Genomic DNA, 18044 nt, shown 5'->3' with positions numbered 1-18044 from the left:
GCTGATGGGGAGCTGTGCCGCGTTGGCCCCTTGGGAGTGACCGCCCCGTCACGCCCAAGGGGCCAACAGACCACAGCTCCCCCCGAACCGACCTGGGAGGAGCTGCTGCGGGGGACGGCGGGAACGGCGGCGACGGCGGTGGCGACGAACGCGCCGCCCGCGCGCGGCGAGGTCGCGCGACACGCCCGTCGTCGTCCGGGCTCCGTGACGAGAGCCGCGCGGGCACTCGACGCCGCCTGGGACAGCCTGGCCAGCGCGCTGGCGGCCGCGGCCTTCCGGCGTCGCGAACCCGCCGACGGCGTGCCACCCCGCGCCCCGCTGCCCACCACGTCGGCGGAGGGAGGTGCCTCGCTGCGGCCGGCGGCCGAAGAGCACCCACGGAGCCGGCGCGTCGGCGGGCTCGTCGGGTACTCCCGCGACGCGGTGCCGCCGATCCGCAGCGACCTCTACGCCCTCAAACCGCTGTTCCCGTACGCCCATGCTCGGGCGTGGGACTCCCCGCGGGGTGTGCCCGTCGGGCACGACGCCGTCACGGGCGAGCCGGTCCGGCACAGCGGACGGGCGTGGTTCGACCAGGGCAGGTCGGGCTCGTCGACGCTAGTCATGGGCTCGAAGTTCGCGGGAAAGAGCGCGCTGCTCAAGAGCTACCTCGTGCGCGCGGTCGCCGAGCACGGGTTCCGCGCCTGGGTCTACGACACGCGCGCCGTGACCGTCCCCGCCGCTCCGGGAACCCCAGCCGTCACCGAGGGGGAGTTCTGCGCCTTCGGACGTGAGGCCGGTGGCGCGGTGCACCGGTTCACCCCCGGAGGTCCACTGCGCCTCAACCTCCTCGACGAGCGCCTGCACGGCGGCGACCCCGCCGGGCGCGAGGGCCTCGTGAGATCGGTGCTGCAGTTCCTCGCCGGGCGACGCCTCACCCCGCAGGAGGGGTTCGCGCTGCGGGTCCAGCTCGAGCGGCTGCAGTCGGGGCAGCCACCCGAGGGCGGCCAGCCGACCGTCGTCGACCTGCGGGCGCTGCTGCTCAGCGCCCCCGCTGACCCTGCCCAGCCGTTCGAGGGGACGGCCGTGGCGGGGCGGTCGGCCACGATCACCGAGGGCGACCTGCACGCGTGGGGCCGCGACCTCGGCCTCCTCCTCGACAGGCTCGTCCGCGGAGACCTCGCCGGCTTCGTCGACGGCCCGACGTCGCCCGAGCTCGACCTCGACGCCGACGTCGTGGTCTGGGACCTCTCCGGCGTGCAGGGCTCCCACCCCGACGTCGTCCCCGTCCTCATGGCGGCCTCCTCCGCCCTCGTCCTCAGCGCGTGGACGGCGGCCGGTCGGGGGTGGGGCGTGGTGGTGGTCGACGAGCTGTGGAACGCCGTCCGGGTGCCCGAGCTCGGCGCGGTGGTGCAGGAGGTGGTGAAGAAGGCCCGCACGCTCGGCGTGGAGTTCCTCGGGGCCACCCAGCACCTCACCGACGTGCTGGGGGCGCAGGGGCCGGGGCGGGCGTTCGTGCACGACGCCGACGTCGTCGTCTCCTTCCGGCAGGAGCCCGTCAACGCCCGTGTTCTCGGTGAGCAGCTCGGGTTCTCCGACGTCGAGGTGTCCGCGCTGCAGCGGCTCGGCGCCCACCAGGCATTGTGGAAGGTGCCCGGAGAGCCGGCCCGTGCGGTGCAGCACGTGCTGCACGGCGCCGAGCGGCGCCTCACCGACACCGCCCAGCGCCTGACCTGACGTGCTGGGCGTGAGGTGCTGAGCCGTCGGGCGCTGTGGTGGTTCGCGGGCGCCGTCGCTGCTGTCCTGGGCGCCGTGGCGGTGGTGGCCGTGGTGCTCGTCGCGACCGTCGTCGTGGTCGCGGTGACGGCGGGCCGCCAGGGCGAGCGGTGGACCGCGCCGACGTCGTCGTCCGTGGCGGTCTCCGACGGCGCGGTGCCGGACCGCTACCGGGAGGCCTTCGACTACGCCCTCACGCTGTGCCCGCAGCTGCCCGCGCCCGTGCTCGCGGCGCAGATCACGCAGGAGTCGGGGTGGCGGCCCGACGCGGTGAGCCACGCCGGAGCCCGAGGTCTGGGGCAGTTCATGCCCGGCACGTGGGCCGAGCACGCGGTGGACGCCAACGGGGGCGGCGCGGACATCTTCGACCCGGCAGACTCCCTCGCCTCCGCTGCCTCCTACGACTGCTACCTGCTCGAGCAGGTCACCGGCCGCGGGTACGAGGGAGACCCGATCTCCCTCATGCTCGCCGCGTACAACGCCGGGCCGGGCGCGGTGCAGCGCTACCGCGGGGTGCCCCCGCCCTCGTTCTCCCGCGGCGAGACCCACGGCTACGTCGAATCGATCACCGCGATGGTCTCCCGCTTCACCGTGCCCACCACACCGGGTCTCGTCGTGGCGGGCTCGGTGCCCTCCGAGCCGCTGCCCGCGTGGCCGATCGGCGCAGATGGCGTGGCGCCCAACGCGGAGTTCGCCCGCCGTTGGGCAGACGCCACGTTCGGCACTCGTACGCCGGTCTCGGCGTGCGCGCACGGCGGTGGTCACACGTGCGAGATCGCCGTCACCGCGGACGGCGAGCCCCCCGACGCGTCGCAGGTCCAGCTGGGCTGGGCGGTGGCGAACGCGCTGGTGGAAGGGCATGCCGGGTTGGGTGTGCGAGAGGTCAGCTGGCAGGGGCGGACCTGGACGACGACGACGGCGCAGTGGCTCCCCGAGGGCGGGCCGCCTCCGGCTGAGGGCGCTGCGGGAGTCGTCCGGGTGACCTTCGACAGCCGTCGATAGGCCGAAAGACCCCCTGCGATGACCACCGAATGAGGACTACGCCGGGCTGATCACCCCTGCACACGATGAAAGGATGCCGCGACGCCTGAGACATCCGGGGTCGTCCACGCGGCGGACCCCCGCGGCGCGCGAGCGCCTCGTCCACCACCCCATGACCGCGGCCTTCCTCGACGCGGGCATGCGCCTGCTGCTCGCCGAGCTCGAACCCCAGCCGCCGACGGCGGCCCCCTCGGCGACACCTCCGGTGTTCTTCGGCGCGCTCTCCGCGGCGCGCGTCACCGCCGCCGCGACGCGCATCGGTCCGCTGCGGGTCACGGCCGCCCACCTGCGCGACCGGTGGCCCCGCCAGGACCACTACGCCGAAGATCTCATCCGGTACGCCCTGTGGGCGGAGCACCACAACGGCGACATGGTCTCCAGCGCGCCGCTGTTCGCGGCGCGCCTCCCCCCGGGGACGACCCTGGAGCAGATCGGGGAGCGTCTCGGCGTCATGAACCTCTACCCGGCGCGGATCCCCGTGACCTCCCGGGTGGAGCTGCTCGCCTCGGCGCTGGCCGCCTCCCGGCCGTGGCTGCGCGAGCTGCGCCGGTTCAACGTGGCCTTCTACGACGCCGCCTGGCTGGCGCTGCTCCTGCCGACCCTGCGGCGACTCGGGCTGCGCCTGCGCGATGACGTCTCCACCGATCAGCTGGCACGCGGCGTCCACAGCCTCAGCGAGGGCGTCCTCTTGCGGTTCATGTCCTTCGAAAGCAACGAGGCGGCCCGCGCGACCGCCTCCGGCGACTTCGCGTTCGGGTTCACCGCGCTCGTGCGGGCGTGGACCGAACCCCTCTCCGGCCCGTTCGCCGACGCTGTGCCTGTCGACGCCGTGCCTGAGCACGGCAATCCCGTGGCGGCCATCCCTCCGCGGACCTCGCTCGCTGAGGTGCTGCCGCACCTCATGGACCCCGAGACTGGCACGCGCACCACCGCGGCCGCCCAGCGCCGCCTCGTGGACGACGGCATCACCCTCCAGCTGCTCCGCGGCGGCCTGGCAGTGCTCGCCGAGGAGTTCGGGCTGGCAGAGTCCGCCACCGAGCCGCGTTTCTTCGCCTCGATCTCCACGGCGCGGGTGGTCGCCGAGGCCCGCGCCGCCGGCCATCGCGCGACCGCCGCGCAGATGCGGGACCGGTGGGCCCTGCACGAGCACTACATCGACGACCTGGTCCGCTGGTGCGTGGCACGGTCCGACCTGGTGCCGGTGGAGCTCGACCCGCCGCGCTCGGAGACCGTGCAGGAGCGGATCGCGCGGGTGACGAGGGAGATCCGGGAGGGATGGAGCCATCCCGACGTCACCGCGCGCTTCCGGATGCGTCTGCTGCTCACGACGATGGCGACCCGCTCGGGCATCGTCGATGTCCTTGCCGAGCACTTCGCCGTCGCCGACGCGGCAGCGCTCGCGCACGGTGAGGCCGTCATCGAGGCCGCCGGGTGGAGGTTCCGCACCGGTGTCTCACGTGAGACGTACGCCCGCACCAGCCTGGCGATCTTCCAGGGCGAGCTGTCCCGCACGGTGGCCACCGGCGACGACGGCGCCCGCGACGGCGAGCTGGCGTTCACCCGGACCGCCACGGCACTCCTGCGGGCTGCCGTCGAGTGACCTGCCTCACTCCCACGCCGGCGGAGCCGCCCGGGCTGGCCCGCGGGCCGCGCCGGTGCGACTCTCTGCGGATCAGTCGACCACCACTGCGCTGAGGGGGGCTTCGTGGAGGGCATCGACGACACGTCCGTGCTGCAACGACGGGCCGAGGGAGCTATCGCGCTCGAGGAGCGCACAGCATCACCATCATCACCACTGCCATCACCACGGGCCGTGGTCGGCGCCTCGCCAGTGCCGCCGCCCGTGCTCGCCACGGTCCTCGACGCCCGCCCCGTCGTGGCCCTCGGCCTGCAGGTCAGCCTCGCGAGCGTGCCCGAGGCAGCCGGCGTCGTGGTGGTGGGTCACGTGTCGGGGGCCCTTGAGGCGGTCCGCGTCGCGGCCGAGCGCGGTCTCACCGTGGTGGTGGTCCTCGACGACGCCGACGGGCCGGGCGCTGCCGTCGCCGCCGTCGAGGCCGGCGCTCGCGGGGTGGCTCTGACCAGCGAAGGCGTGCCCGAGCTGGTCCGCGTGGTGCTAGGCGCCACACGCGGCCGTCTGACCGTCGCTGCCTCGACCGCCGAGCGGGTGCGGGAGCTGCGGGAGCTGCGCGCCTGCTTCAGTGCTCGGGAGCTGGAGGCGCTGCGGTGGTACGCCACGGGCATGCCGGCCAAGTCGGTGGCGCGGCGGATGGACGTGGGCCTCGAGACGGTGAAGACCTACGTCAAGAGGCTCCGGGAAAAGGCCCGCGCCGCGGGCGTCCCCACCGAGACCCGGCTGGAGCTGGAGGCCCTCGCGCGCCGCCTCGACCTCCTGGATCGCGGGGCGCCCTAGCGGGCGCGCCCCGACCTGGCCAGCGCCCCGCCGAGGGCGAGACCCACGCCGAGGCCGAGCCCCAGGAACGCGGCGGCGACCACCACCAGCACCCACCACCAGCGCGGGGCCCTGGGGCGCCGCTCCGCAATTGCCGCGCCGCGGTCGTCCACGGGCGCCGACGCGGGCTCCGGAGCAGGTGCGGGAGGCGACACTGTGGCGGCCGGAGCAGGCGCTGCGCGCCGTGCGGCGGCCTCCCACCGCTCCCGCCAGTCGTCAGGGGAGCCCCCGCACGCCGTGACATAGGCGTGGACGGTGTCCCACGTCGGCTGCCGCTCGCCGCCGGCGGCTTCCGACAGCGTGGTGGGGGACCGGTGGACGCGCTGCCCCATCTCGCGGTAGCTGGGGCTCCCGGCGGTGCGCCGCAGCTCGCGCAGAGCCAGGGCAAGGGCCACCAGTGCGGAGCCGTCGTCGAGGAGCTCACGCTCCGGGCGTCCGACCACGCGGGCCTCCATTGATCAGTTGATTCCGAGTGGTGCCTCTGGCGAGCACATCAATTGTTGGGATGTTTACGTTCCAGGTCAGAGCCCTGGCCACGCAACGTGAGCGCCGTCAGCGCCCCAGATGTGGGGACAGGGTGTCCGCGCGGAGACACCAGCGCGGCGAGGAGGACCCGACCCGTGCCCCACCCGCGTGATGACACGCGCCTGCCCGTACCCGTCGACGGGCGCTCGTCCGCCCTCGCCACCGTGCTCGATGCCAGGCCCCTCGTAGCGCTCGGCCTGCAGACCGCGCTGGCCGGCGTTCCCGAGGCCGCCGGCGTGCTCGTGGTCGGGGCGGTGCCCCAGGCGCTGGAGCTCGTGGAGGCCGCCGTGCAGCGGGGACGGGCCGTCGTCGTCGTCGTCGACGACGCCGACCACCCCGCCCGCGCAGCAGCGGCCCTGGCTGCCGGCGCGCGCGGCGTCGCGCTCTCGACGGGCACGGTGGCCGAGCTCGTGGAGGTGGTCCGCCGTGCCACCGCGGGTCAGCGGACCGTCGCCAGCAGCCTCGCGGTGCGGTTGGAGGAGCTGGAACGCCTACGCGCCCTCTTCACGCCCCGCGAGCTGGAGGTGCTGCGCCTCTACGCCACGGGGATGGCCGCCAAGTCGGTGGCCCGCCGCATGGACGTGGGGGTGGAGACCGTCAAGACCTACCTCAAGCGGCTACGGGAGAAGGCCCGCCCGGCCGGGGTCCCCACCGGCACGCGGTTGGAGCTGGCGGCCCTGGCGCGCCGCCTCGACCTGCTCTGACCGGCGTGCTGCTCTCGCATGCGTGCTGAGCCAACGGTCAGCGGCCCCGCTGCACCACGGCCATCACGGGCCGGTGCCGGGTGCCGGAGTCGTCCTCGCTCCTGAGGACGGAGAAGCTCACCACGCGTCCTGCCTCCGGCGTGGAGAGCACGTGGTCGATGGGCATCGACAGCACCGGTGGCGCCCACGTCGGCCAGGATCCGACAGCCGCGCCGTCGCGCTGGTGCGCGGCGTCGACGCAGCGGCCGAGCGACGGCCCGCCGAAGACGTCGATGCTGGCGTTGAAGTCGCCGGCCACCACCACGGGAACCTCGGTCGAGCACAGCTCGGTCACCCAGGCGATGTCGCGCTTCCAGCCGCTGAGGGTCGGGCCGACGGGCCAGGGTGCATGCAGGGCGACGATGGTCGGAAGCGGGGCTCCGTCGACCTGCGCGTCGGGGTCGGCGGGCAGGAGGGCAACGGACTTCCAGGGGTCGGGTCCGGAGCGGTAGCGGTACAGCGGGGCCAGGTCGGGGGTGAGCCAGACGGCGGTCTGGATGCGGTAGCCGGGAGTGCTCGCTCGCTCCATGGGGTGCCCGGCGTCGGCGAAGGCTGTCCGGTACCGGTCCTTCGGATCCTTCAGCGCCCGCTGGGGGAGCACGACGACGTCAGCGTCCTGGTCGGCCGCGAGGCGTGCGATGACGTCGGGCGTGACCAGGGCGCCGTTGGTGTTCCAGGACAGCACCCGCAGCTGACCGGGGCCGGGGGCCGCCACCGGGTCGGTGCTCAGGCCGTGGGAGACCAGCACGGGCGCGTGGAGGCCCACGGCCAGTGCGAGCGCCACCACCAGCGGCAGGGCCGCCGCCCGGGTACGCCGCACGGCGAGCGCGACGAGCGCGAGCACCAGGGCGACGGAGGCTGCCGCGGTGAGGGCGCTCCGGGCAGGCAGCGCCGGGGCGATGACCTGCTGACGCTCCCAGCCGACCAGCGGCGCGAGAGACAGCACGAGCGCACCGAGGACGATCGCCGCGGCGAGCACGAGGGCCCCGAGGGGGGCGGAGGCTTGCCGCGGTGCTCGCATCCGCGTGATCGTGCCATCCCGGCTTGTGGGGACCAGGGATCACGCGGGCGAGTCAGTCGGCGGGCAGGGGAGATCTCGGGCGAGGCGCCCGCTCCGCGTACGGCGCGAGCCGGCGGACGAGAGGAGCAGGCAGGTCGAAGAACCCGCTGGCCCTGACGAGCACTCGCCGCAGCAGCAGGGGGACCACGACCGCGACGGCGGTGAGGACGACGACGGCGACCACAGCCGGTGTGGACCCGACGGGCAACGCCGGCACGAGCGCGGCCAGCAGCAGCGGGTGCACGACGTACACGGCGATGGTGCGCTCACCCACGTACCGCAGGGGCCGGGCCAGAGGAGTCCATCGGGCGACGACAGCGGCGACGATCAGGCAGGCGATCACGCACAGCAGGGACAGGCTCGTGCGCCCGATGCCCCGCAACGGAACGGGCAGCAGCGTGAACGCGACCACGCTCAGGGGCACCACGAGGGCCGCGCCCACAGCCTTCATCAGCGTCGCGCGGGCGGCTAGTGACGTCCACACCTGCGACAGCCGCGCCCCCAGGAGGAAGAAGAAGGCGTACATGGCCACCGAGCGCCACACGCCGTTGCCCCCCGTGGGCACGACGTCGTATGCAGCCGCGACGGACAGGGCACCGGTGAGCGCGAGCGGCGCCCAGGTGGGCCACGTCGCTGTCGCCTTGGCGAGCAGCAGGTAGAGCACGAGGGCGTAGAGGAACCACAGGCCCGCGGTGGGCCACACCGGCGCGATGAGCAGCGCCACCCACGGCGGGGTCTCGTTCAGGGGCCAGGGCACCACGGAGAACCACAGCGCCCGCACCACGCTCCAGAGCAGGTACAGGTAGATGAGCAGGGCCAGGCGAGAGGCGAACAGCCCGCGCCACGTCCGCTGGATGGCGGTGGCGGCGAAGATCCCCGAGACGAGGAAGAACAGCGGCATCCGGAGCACGGTCAGGTAAAGGTTCACCGTGTCGAGGGCGCCGGTGCGCCATCCGTAGGCGTCCATGAGCTGGAGCGCGTGCGCGAACACGACGAGCACCATGGCGGCGCCCCGCGCCACGTCAGCCCATGTCAGACGGGTTTTCTGCACGACCATGCGCCGGACCGTGCCACGTCGGTGCCCGCTGCGGCTGACCCGCGGGTCAGATTCCCCTGCTCCGCAGGTGGCCTCGGGCCGCTACAGTCCAAGCGCCGCGCAGCCGCCGACGGGAGAGCCTCCGTGACGACCTCCAGCGTCTCCAGCACTCCGACGTCGGCCCCGCGGGTCGCCGTCGTCCTAGCCAGCGCGGGGCGTCCCGCCCTCCTGGCCGAGGTGCTGGCCGATCTCAGGCGCCAGACCTACACCGACCTGACCACCGTGGTGTCGGTGCCGGACGCCAAGAGCCTCCCCGACGAGCCGCTGCCCGAGGGCGTGCTGCTCGTGCACGCGCGCGGCCTGACGTCGCAGCGCAACGCCGGGATGGATGCGGTGCCCGATGCCACGCACGTCTTCTTCTTCGACGACGACGCCGTGGTCCGCCCCGACTTCATCGAGCGCGCGATGAACTTCTTCAAGACCCACCCGGAGGTGGTCGCCCTGACCGGGCGGGTGCTGCTCGACGGAGCTGTGGGGACGTCTCAGCAGGAGATCTCCCTGGAGGAGGCATCGAGGGCCCTCGAGGCGTCCTCCCGCGAGCCCCTCACGAAGGCGTGGCGGCGCAGCCGCACCCTGTACGGCTGCAACTTCGCGGTGACCCGCGCTGCGGGGGAGCGATTCGATGATCGCCTGCCCCTGTACGGCTGGCTCGAAGACCACGACTACGCCCGCCGCATGATGCGTCACGGTGTGCTCGCCAAGGTCGACGACTGCGTCATCGTCCACCGAGGCGTCCGCTCCGGTGGACGCACCGCGCACGAGCGCCTCGGGTACTTCCAGGTCATGAACCCTGCCTACCTCCACCACGTCGGGTCGTTCCCGCTGTGGCTCCTAGCCGACGAGATGGGCCGACGCGTGGTCAAGAACGCCGTCTTCTCCATCGCCCATCCCGAGCGCTCCTGGCGGCGCCGGCGCCTGGTCGGCAACCTCCGCGCCTTCGGAGACGTGGCACGTGGCCGGTTTACCCCGGAGAGGGCACTCGAGATCCCCGCCGAGAGGTGAGCGTGCACCGCCTCAGCGTGGTCATCGCCAACTACAACTACGCGCGCTTCCTGTCTGCGGCGATCGACAGCGCCCTGGCGATCGACTGGCCGGACGTGGAGGTCGTCGTCGTCGACGATGGCTCCACGGACGACTCCGTCGAGGTCATCAAGGGTTACGGCTCCACCGTCACGGCGATCTTCACCGAGAACGGCGGCCAGCGCGCCGCGTGCAACCACGGCTTCGCCGCAAGCAGCGGTGACGTGGTGGTCTTCCTCGACGCCGACGACGTGCTCCCACCCGCGGTCGCCCGCCGCGTCGACGCCGTCATGACGCCCAGGACCTCCAAGGTGCAGCTGCAGATGCAGCGCATCACCGAGGACGGTCAGCCCGTGGGGGAGCCCTTCCCTGATTTCGCGCCGCCGCCGACGCCCGCGCAGGTGCGCCACTGGGCGACGACGACGACCGCCTACCCCACCCCGCCAGGCTCGGGCAACGCGTACGCCCGCTGGTTCCTCGAGCGGATCTTCCCCGTCGGTCCCGAGGTGGGCGCCGCAGCGGACTCCGCCTGCCTGGCCGCGGCCCCGCTGCTCGGTGACGTGGTGTCGCTGCCCGGCGTGCTGGTCGGGTATCGCCAGCACTCCGCCCAGGACTCCTCCCTGCTGGGTGACCTCTCCCGCTTCGCCCGCGAGGTGGGCCGCGCCCGGGCGCGCTGGCGCTTCGCGCTCGCGGCGAGCGGTGCCGCCCTCGATGACACTCCGCTGTTCCGCAGCCGCGAGCTGCTGCAGTTCCGCGCAGCCGCCTCACGGGTCGCTTCCGCGCCCAGCCCGCTCCCGGGTGACGGCACCTCCCGGCGTGTCCTCGACGCGTTCCGCTCGCCCACCTGGCCCGGCCCGGAGCCGGTGAAAGTTCGCCTGCTGATCGCCGGGTGGACCCTCGCGGTGCTGCTGGCACCCTCTACCGCCGTGCCGCGGCTGTTGCGCCTGCGCTATTCGCGCTGAACGGCGCGCGGGGCACTCCGCACGGAACGCTGTCCCCTGTCCGGGGACATCGACACCCGATCAGCTGCCCGTTCAGCCCTGCCCCGGTCATCGGCGGAACACGACCTTGCTTGGGTGTGCTCTGTGCGGCTCAGCGTGGTCATCGCCAACTACAACTACGCGCACTTCCTCGCGGAGGCCATCGACAGCGCCTTGGCGCTGGAGTGGCCGGACGTGGAGGTCGTCGTCGTCGACAACGGCTCGACCGACGACTCCCGGGACGTCGTCTCCCGCTACTCGGGCCGCGTGACGGCCCTGCACCTCGAGCACGGCCAGCAGCGCGAGGCCGCGAACGCGGGTTTCCTCAAGTCCACCGGCGACGTCGTGATCTTCCTGGACGCCGACGACGTGCTCCCGCCCGAGGCGGCCCGCCGCATCGCTGAGGCCATGGGTCCGCGGACCAGCAAGGTCCAGCTGCAGATGCAGCGCGTCGACCCCGCCGGCCGCCCACTCGGGGAGCCCTTCCCCAGCTATGCGCCGGCCCCGCCCACACCCGAGCAGGTGCGCCGCTGGGTGCTCCAGACCTCCGCCTACCCCACCCCACCCGGATCGGGCAACGCCTACGCCCGCTGGTACCTGGAGCGCATCTTGCCCGCAGGGCCGGACGCGGGTGACTTCCTCGACTCGGTGTGCCTGGCCGCCGCGCCGCTCCTGGGAGACGTGGTCTCGCTGCCCGGAGTGTGCGTCGGGTACCGCCAGCACCCCGGTCAGGACAGCGCCCTGCTCACCGACCCCACCCGCTTCTCCCGCGAGGTGCAACGGGCGCGGGTGCGGTGGACGTACGCGCAGCGCGCCGCTGGTCTGGGGCCATGGAGCGGGCCCGTCGCCGAGGCGCCCCTGTTCCGCAGCCGTGAGCTGCTGCAGTTCCGCTGCGCGGCCGCCCGGCTCGCCCCCCGGCTGCCGGGGCTCCCGGGTGACTCCGCGATGCGACGACTGGCCGACGTGCTGCGCTCGCCGGGCTGGCCCGGACCGGAGCCCCTCGGCAAGCGGCTGTCGATTGCCGCCTGGTCGCTGCTGATGCAGCTGGCGCCCCGCCCGCTGCTGCCGCCGCTACTGCGGATGCGCTACGGCCGTTGAGTCCTGGGGGCGACAGCTGACGCTCACGTGTAGATGCGCACCCAGTCGACGTAGGTGTCGGTGAGGCCCGACGTGGGGGACAGGTCGACCGGCCAGCCGCCGCCCAGCGCCTGGTCGAGCAAGAAGAAGTACGGCTCCTGCGAGCGCCCCAGCTTGGGCTGCTCCGCGACCTGCGTGCCGTCGATGAAGTAGGTCACGGTGTCGGGCGTGATCCGCATGCCGTAGGTGTGCCACGTCAGCGACCAGTCGGGGAAGCCGTTGTTGTCGAGGCACGTGAAGGTGCCCGCGTCTCGCTGGGCTGGGTCGGGGGAGTAGTCGTGCGTGCTGTGGCAGCTGCCCGTGGTGTTGTGCCCGTACAGCTCCACCGCGTCGGCTTCTCCGGCCTCGTCGCTGTCGGCCGTGGCGCTCTGGGTGTTCAGCGCCCAGAAGGCCGGCCACGAGCCCAGACCCGGTCCCCCGAGCATCCGCGCCTCGAAGTAGCCGTACTGGGCCGCGAAGCCGCCGGCACCCACGCGCAGCGAGGAGAGCAGCGATGCGTACCGCTCGCCCCCGCCGGAGCCGTCGTCCGCGCGCATCCGCAGGTATCCGCCCTGCACCGCCGCCGGGTCGAGGGTCGCCAGGGGGGATGCCGGGTCGCCCGGGTCTCCGAAGCCCGCGTCGCCGAAGGTCTCCCCGCCCTTGATCGTCGGCTTGCGAGCCGCGTACACGGCGCCGTCGCCGTCGATCGTGGCCGACAGCGGGGTGTCGAAGTCGTCGCTCCACTGCAGGGTCATGCCGCGGGGGGCATCGGACGGTGCCGTGAGCTCGCGCCCGCCGAGGTTGACCAGCGGCACCCGTAGCGGGTTCCGCGCGCCGAAGGCGCCCGACGCATCGACCTGTACGCCGATCGGCCCGGACGGCAGCTCATCGGTGGCGAACTCCAGCACCGCTCGCCCCTGAGCGTCGGCTACCGCCGTCGCCAGCTGCGTCACCGGGCCCTGGCGCCCGCCGGAGCCGGCTGTGGCCGCCGAGGCGCTCACGGTGGTACCCGTCGCGGCGCCGACGACGATGCGTGCCCGCCCGGAGATCGCTGACCCCACCGTCGGGCACAGCAGCACCACCGGGTGGTCGGCGTCCGGCGTCGGAGCGCCCGTGGCGGCGCCCTGGCCGTCGACGGCGCAGGTGGTGGCCGTGGGCTCCACGGTGTGCGTCGGCCCGGAGCTGGGCCACACCGGCGGCGTCGTGCCCTCGCCCTGCAGCGACACCTCCCGCAGGCCCAGCGGGGCGCCGGACGCCACGCGCTGCAGCTCCAGCACCGCGCGGCTGGCCACGCGAGGCGAGAACGCGACGGTGGTCGGCTGGTCGGACCCGCCCTCGATGCCGGAGACCACCACGCTGCTGCCGTCATCGAAGCGCAGCACACCTGACAGCTGCGCCGCGGCGGGCTGCTTCGGGTCGGGCACTGCCGTGGCCGGTCCCATGACCTGCAGGCCCGTGACCACGCGCGGAGCACCCCAGGCGAGCGTCACGGACGGATTGCTGTCGTCCGGGCCCGCGGTCCACGCGGCGCCGGCGTCGCCCTTTGCGGGATCACCGTCGGTGAGGGCCGCGCCGCCGTCCCCGCTCGACGTCGTGACCTGCACCCGGTCACCCGGGCCCAGGGGCTTGGGCGCGGAGTCGGCACTGTCGTCGAGGCGCAGGCCAGCGAGGGCCACGGCGCCGTCGTCGGAGGCGGCCTCGGCCACCACCACCCGCACCGTCGTCGCGCTGCGGGCCGGGAAGGACACGTCGACGACGCCGTCCGTACCGGCGTGGACCAGCAGCGAGGCGCCCGAGTCGAACACCACGAGCGCCGCCCGCAGCGCCTCGTCCGCCGTGGCCGGAGCCATCCGCACCCTGTCGAACTCCTGGGGCCGTGCGTACGTGAGCTGGACCCACTGGCCCACGCCCGGAGCCTCGCTGCGCCACGCGGCAGCGCGGCCGTCCGCCGGAGCGCCGCCGTCGACGTCGCCCTTCAGCAGGGCCGCAGGATCCGTGCCACCGGCCGACGCGGACGCCGTCACCTCCAGCGGGCCTGCCGGGCGCTGCCACCACCACACGCCGGTGGCCACGACGCCGACCACGAGGGCGGCGGCGAGGGCGGTGATCGCGGTGCGGCGAATGGTGGTTCCTCCACGGGCTGGACGGGTGGCAGCAGCCTGGCTGCAGCCGACGCACGTCCGTGGGCGCTGAGGGCGCCCTACTATCCCACGCGGCGGGTGTTCCGGGTCGCCCGCGAGCGCGGGCGTGAAGTCCGACAGTCCGCTGGCCAGCGGCTGGAAGGGGCCCGCATGACCACCCTGACCCTGGTGACCGTCGCGGTCATCGTCTACGGCGTGATGGGACGCCGCGGCTACGGGCGCGCGCTGGCCCTGGGGGGTGCCACGCCCGTGGGCGCGGCGGCCGTGGCCGGTGCCATCGCTGTCCCCACCTTCTACGCCGTGGCCGTGGGGGCGGCCGTGGGCGTGATGCTGCGCTTCCTCCGTCGCGCCCAGGAGCCCGAGCGCGAGCTCCCGCCCATTCCCGGCGTGCAGCCGCTCGTGCTGCTCGTGCCGGTCGCGCTCATGGTCACCCTGCTGGCGCCGCTGTTCTTCAACGGCCTGCCGGTGCTGCTGCCCAGTGGCGCCGACGCACAGCTGTCCGCGGGCCTGCTCACCAAGTCGAACATCGCGCAGATCGGCTACCTCGCCCTGTCGGTGTGCGTGGTGGTCTACCTGGCCCGTTCGCGGTACACCGGGCCCGAGGTGGTGGGTATCGCGGTCTGCCTGTGCACGGTCTTCTCGTTCTGGGCCTACCTCGGAACCCTCGGGGCGCCGTTCCCCCGGGGCTTCTTCGACAACTCCCCGGCCTTCACCTTCCAGGAGACGCTGCCCGGCGGTCAGCCGCGCGTCCGCGGGATCATGTCCGAGCCCTCGGGGCTGGCCGCCTCCTCGCTCATGACGATGGCGTACACCGCCTCGCGCGTGAGGTCCGTGCGCGGGTGGCACCGCACGGGCCTGGTCTTCTGCTTCGCCATGGCGCTCTACCTAGGTCTCATCGCCACGTCAGCCACGTTCTTCGTGGCGGGTGTCGTGGTGGCCGGTCTGGCTGTCGCGATCGCCGCGGTCCAGTTCGTCCTGCGGCGCGGGCCGCTGAGCCAGGTCACCGCCACCGTGCTGTGCCTGGCGGCCATCGCCTCGCTGTGGGTGCTGCCGGCGCTGTCCAACTTCCTCGGCCTCATCGTCAGCGACAAGGTCGACTCTTCCTCCTACGAGGAGCGATCCGGAGCCGATTCCTACTCCTACGAGCTGGTGTGGAACACGTACGGCTTCGGGGTGGGCCTGGGGGCCAACCGGGCTTCGTCGTTCGCGGCGTCGCTGCTCAGCACCGTCGGTGTGGTGGGCGCCTTGCTGCTCGTGGCCACCCTGTGGATCGTCATCCGTGAGGCGTGGCCCAACAAGCGGTACCGCCCCGTCGTATGGACTCTGCTGGCGCTCCTGGTGGCCAAGGTGATCGCCGGACCGGACCTCGCCGACACCAGCGGCGTCATGTGGATGTCGCTGGGGGTGCTCGCCCACGCAGCGCTCCAGCGCAGCCAGCGGGCTCGCACCCTGCCACGGGTGGCTCGTGATGCGTCACTACGCCGACCAGCCGAACCGGCTCGTGTGGAGGCGCCCGTGCGGCTCTCACCACGACCGCAGGCAGGGCTTTGATGACTACTCTCCCGCGCATGGCCCGCGGCGACCAGGTGACGGTGGCGTACTTCGTCTCTCCGTCCGAGCACTTCGCAGGCATCGAGCGTGTGGTGCACGAGGTGGCGTCGGGCTTGGCCGGCGAGCACGGTGACGAGCTCGACGTGCACGTGATCTTCTCCAACGCCTTTGACGAGCCCGTGCTGCGCGACACCCCGTACACCCAGCACGTGCTCGGCGCCGACCGGCTCCGCACCTTGCCGCGGGCGGTGCGAGCCGCCGTCGCCCGGATCCGCCCCGACGTTCTCGTGGTGCCCCAGGTGGAGGCCGCCGTCACCGTGTGGCTGGCCACGCGGGGCCTGGGCAACCCGGCGTTCGTCACGCACCTGCACGGTAATCCCCGCGTGGAAGAGGGTGACGGCACCCGCCGCACCAAGGTGGCCTACTGGCTCTACCGGCACCTCGTGGGGCCCCGCGCCGCCACGGTCCTCGCCGTCTCGCCGTCGCTGGCGCGGGCCGCCGAGACGCTCGTCGGGTGCGGGCGTCCCGTGCGCTACGTCCCGAACCCGGTCCGCGGCTTCGGAGGGCTGCAGGCCACCGGCAGCGGGACGTCGGGGACGGGGACGACGGACGACGGCGTCCTGCGGCTCGTCTGCGTGGCGCGCCTGTCCTATCAGAAGGGGCAGGACCTCCTGCTCGAAGCGCTCGCGCTGGCCCGCCCCGACCTGCCGCCCGTCCACCTTTCCCTGGTCGGCAGCGGAGACACCGAGCCCGAGCTGCGGCGGCGATGCACCGAACTGGGCCTCGACGACGTCGTGACGTTCGAGGGCTACGCCACCGACCCGGTGCGCCACCTCGTGGCCGCTGATGCCTTCGTGCTCGCCTCCCGCTGGGAAGGGTTCGGCGTGGCCCTCGTGGAGGCTCTCGACCTGGGACTGCCGCTCGTGGCCACCGACTGCGAGTTCGGCCCCGCCGACATCATCACGAGCCCCGAGATCGGCGAGCTGGCCGCCCCGGAAGACCCGGCCTCCCTCGCCGCCGCGCTCGTCCGCCTGGCCGGCCGCGCGCCGGACCTGGCCCGCCCGGAGGCCGTGAGCGCACGCCGCGCCGTCGCCGCCGGGTTCTCCCGCTCCGAGGTGACAGCGTCGCACCTCAGCGTCCTGCGCGAAGCACTCGCGCATCGACAGCCCGCGCGCCGGCGACTCGCCGTCCTGCCCACCCGAGGAGTTCGCTGATGACGCTGTCCGACTACCTGCGCATGCTCAGGCGGGGCTGGCTGATCATCGTGGCCACCACGCTGGTCGGGCTGGGGCTCGCCAACCTCGCCACCGCCTTCATGACGCCGGTCTACGGCGCCACCGCCCAGGTGGTGGTCACCACCACCAACGACGGCACCGCCACCGGCCTCGCGGCGGGCAACGCCTTCGCCACCGAGCGGACCGGCACCTACGCCCAGCTCGCCACCTCCACCGCGGTGCTGCAGAACGCCGCCGCGGCGCTGGGGCAGGACGTCGAGACGCTGCGCAGCAATGCCTCGGCCAACGCCATCACCGGCACGGCGATCCTCAACGTCGTGGGCTCGGGAGACTCCGGCACGCTGGCGGCGGACCGCGCCAACGCGGTGGCCGACGCCCTCATCGACCAGGCCCGCACCATCGACGGCGGTGGCTCCTCACCGCTGCGGCTCGACGTGGTGACCCCGGCCGTGGCCGCGGCCACCCCCGACACCCCACGGCCGAAGAACAACCTGCTCATCGGCGCCGTCGTCGGTCTCGCCCTGGGCGTCGGCGCGCTGGTGGTGGCGCAGGCGCTCGACACGCGTATCCGCAGTCTCGCCGACCTCCCGCGCGGTACCCGGTTGGCCACCACCACCTCCCTGCCTGCGCCCGGCAGTCGCCTCGGTCGCGGCGGACGGCCCGGCGCCGCGACGGACCTGCGGCTGGAGTCCTTCCGCCACCTGCGCGCCAATCTCCAGTTCAGCGCCCAGGTGGGCGGAGCCATCGCCATCGCCGGCGTCACCAGCGCCTCCGACACTGCCGGGGTGGCCCGGCAGCTGTCGGGCGTGCTGGGAGAGATCGGGCTGAACGTCGTCGTCGTCGACACCGACCTGCGGCCCGTGCAGACGCGCCGGCGTCGCCCGCAGGACACCGGCGCCAATGCCCCGGGTGTGGCAGACGTCCTCGGCGGCAGCGCCACTCTCGACGAGGTCCTCGCTCCCGGTGCCTCCGAGGGTGTGTGGACGATCGGCGCAGGGCACGTCAAGGAGTCGTCCGCGCAGATGCTGAGCACGCAGTCGATGCGCCAGCTCATCGACAGCCTCGTCGACAGGTTCGACTACGTGCTCCTGACCTGCCCGCCGCTGGTCGAGCGGTCGGAGTCGTCAGTGGTGGCAGCGCTCTCGCACAGCACCCTCCTCGTGGTCGAGTCCGGCGCCACCACCCGAGCCGACCTCCTCTACGCCCTCGAGCTCCTGGCCGGCGTCGGCGTCGAGAACGCCAGCCTCGCGCTGGACCGGGTGCGCAGTATCGACCTGGGCCGGACGAAGCCGGTGCAGGTCGCCCAGCCGCTGCCCCAGCTCGGGGAGTAGC

Annotated in this window: 15 protein-coding genes; 11 read left to right on the top strand and 4 right to left on the bottom strand. The window is 73.5% G+C overall.

Features of this window, described 5'->3' with window-relative positions:
• Positions 1-138: 138 nt before the first annotated feature.
• The 4 genes from BXY45_RS04985 to BXY45_RS04970 all read left to right on the top strand — a co-directional run bounded on the left by BXY45_RS04985 (position 139) and on the right by BXY45_RS04970 (position 5206).
• Complete coding sequence (locus BXY45_RS04985; RefSeq protein WP_146211084.1) at positions 139-1716, top strand: hypothetical protein; 1578 nt, start codon at positions 139-141, stop codon at positions 1714-1716.
• A 15-nt stretch (positions 1717-1731) separates the two neighbouring features.
• Positions 1732-2757, top strand: coding sequence for a lytic transglycosylase domain-containing protein (locus BXY45_RS04980; RefSeq protein WP_109773224.1), 1026 nt, complete (start codon positions 1732-1734; stop codon positions 2755-2757).
• 73 nt (positions 2758-2830) lie between these two features.
• Positions 2831-4396 (top strand): hypothetical protein, encoded by a 1566-nt coding sequence (locus BXY45_RS04975; protein WP_146211083.1) that lies wholly within the window; start codon positions 2831-2833, stop codon positions 4394-4396.
• A 105-nt stretch (positions 4397-4501) separates the two neighbouring features.
• Positions 4502-5206, top strand: a complete 705-nt coding sequence (locus tag BXY45_RS04970) for a helix-turn-helix transcriptional regulator (protein WP_146211082.1) — start codon at positions 4502-4504, stop codon at positions 5204-5206.
• On the opposite strand, the gene BXY45_RS04965 is transcribed toward BXY45_RS04970, so the two are convergent.
• Positions 5203-5688 (bottom strand): helix-turn-helix domain-containing protein, encoded by a 486-nt coding sequence (locus BXY45_RS04965; RefSeq protein WP_211319238.1) that lies wholly within the window; start codon positions 5686-5688, stop codon positions 5203-5205. The two genes, BXY45_RS04970 and BXY45_RS04965, sit on opposite strands and share 4 nt — an antisense overlap.
• Before the next feature lie 177 nt (positions 5689-5865).
• Between BXY45_RS04965 and BXY45_RS04960 the strand changes: the two genes are divergently transcribed.
• Positions 5866-6474 (top strand): helix-turn-helix transcriptional regulator, encoded by a 609-nt coding sequence (locus BXY45_RS04960; RefSeq protein WP_109773220.1) that lies wholly within the window; start codon positions 5866-5868, stop codon positions 6472-6474.
• Positions 6475-6511: 37 nt separating this feature from the next.
• On the opposite strand, the gene BXY45_RS04955 is transcribed toward BXY45_RS04960, so the two are convergent.
• Together BXY45_RS04955 and BXY45_RS04950 are read right to left on the bottom strand one after the other, a co-directional pair.
• Positions 6512-7534 (bottom strand): endonuclease/exonuclease/phosphatase family protein, encoded by a 1023-nt coding sequence (locus BXY45_RS04955; RefSeq protein ID WP_146211081.1) that lies wholly within the window; start codon positions 7532-7534, stop codon positions 6512-6514.
• 52 nt (positions 7535-7586) lie between these two features.
• Positions 7587-8630, bottom strand: a complete 1044-nt coding sequence (locus tag BXY45_RS04950) for an acyltransferase family protein (RefSeq protein ID WP_109773218.1) — start codon at positions 8628-8630, stop codon at positions 7587-7589.
• Between the two features lie 123 nt (positions 8631-8753).
• Here BXY45_RS04950 and BXY45_RS04945 point away from each other — a divergent pair, with 123 nt between their 5' ends.
• The 3 genes from BXY45_RS04945 (at position 8754) to BXY45_RS04935 (ending at position 11767) form a co-directional block, all read left to right on the top strand.
• Complete coding sequence (locus tag BXY45_RS04945; protein ID WP_109773217.1) at positions 8754-9671, top strand: glycosyltransferase family 2 protein; 918 nt, start codon at positions 8754-8756, stop codon at positions 9669-9671.
• Positions 9672-9673: 2 nt separating this feature from the next.
• Positions 9674-10651, top strand: coding sequence for a glycosyltransferase family 2 protein (locus tag BXY45_RS04940; protein WP_109773216.1), 978 nt, complete (start codon positions 9674-9676; stop codon positions 10649-10651).
• Between the two features lie 123 nt (positions 10652-10774).
• A complete protein-coding gene (locus tag BXY45_RS04935) occupies positions 10775-11767 on the top strand; it encodes a glycosyltransferase family 2 protein (protein WP_109773215.1) in 993 nt (330 codons plus the stop codon).
• Between the two features lie 23 nt (positions 11768-11790).
• Here the strand turns inward: BXY45_RS04935 and BXY45_RS04930 are convergent, their stop codons facing one another.
• Positions 11791-13857 (bottom strand): DUF7402 domain-containing protein, encoded by a 2067-nt coding sequence (locus BXY45_RS04930; protein ID WP_146211080.1) that lies wholly within the window; start codon positions 13855-13857, stop codon positions 11791-11793.
• Positions 13858-14076: 219 nt separating this feature from the next.
• On the opposite strand from BXY45_RS04930, the gene BXY45_RS04925 reads away from it, so the two are divergent.
• The 3 genes from BXY45_RS04925 to BXY45_RS04915 are packed head-to-tail and all read left to right on the top strand — an operon-like array spanning position 14077 to position 18043.
• Positions 14077-15477: a hypothetical protein gene (locus BXY45_RS04925; protein WP_109773213.1), complete on the top strand. Its 1401-nt coding sequence runs from the start codon at positions 14077-14079 to the stop codon at positions 15475-15477.
• Between the two features lie 17 nt (positions 15478-15494).
• Entirely contained in the window at positions 15495-16691 is a 1197-nt protein-coding gene (locus BXY45_RS04920) for a glycosyltransferase (protein WP_170131317.1), read from the top strand.
• A complete protein-coding gene (locus tag BXY45_RS04915; RefSeq protein ID WP_109773211.1) occupies positions 16691-18043 on the top strand; it encodes a tyrosine-protein kinase domain-containing protein in 1353 nt (450 codons plus the stop codon). The genes BXY45_RS04920 and BXY45_RS04915 overlap by 1 nt, the downstream gene beginning before the upstream one ends.
• Position 18044 lies beyond the last annotated feature (1 nt).

Origin of the sequence: Quadrisphaera granulorum (genome assembly GCF_003149145.1) — a bacterium.
GTDB lineage: Bacteria > Actinomycetota > Actinomycetes > Actinomycetales > Quadrisphaeraceae > Quadrisphaera > Quadrisphaera granulorum.
This window is presented reverse-complemented; position numbering and strand designations above follow the sequence as displayed.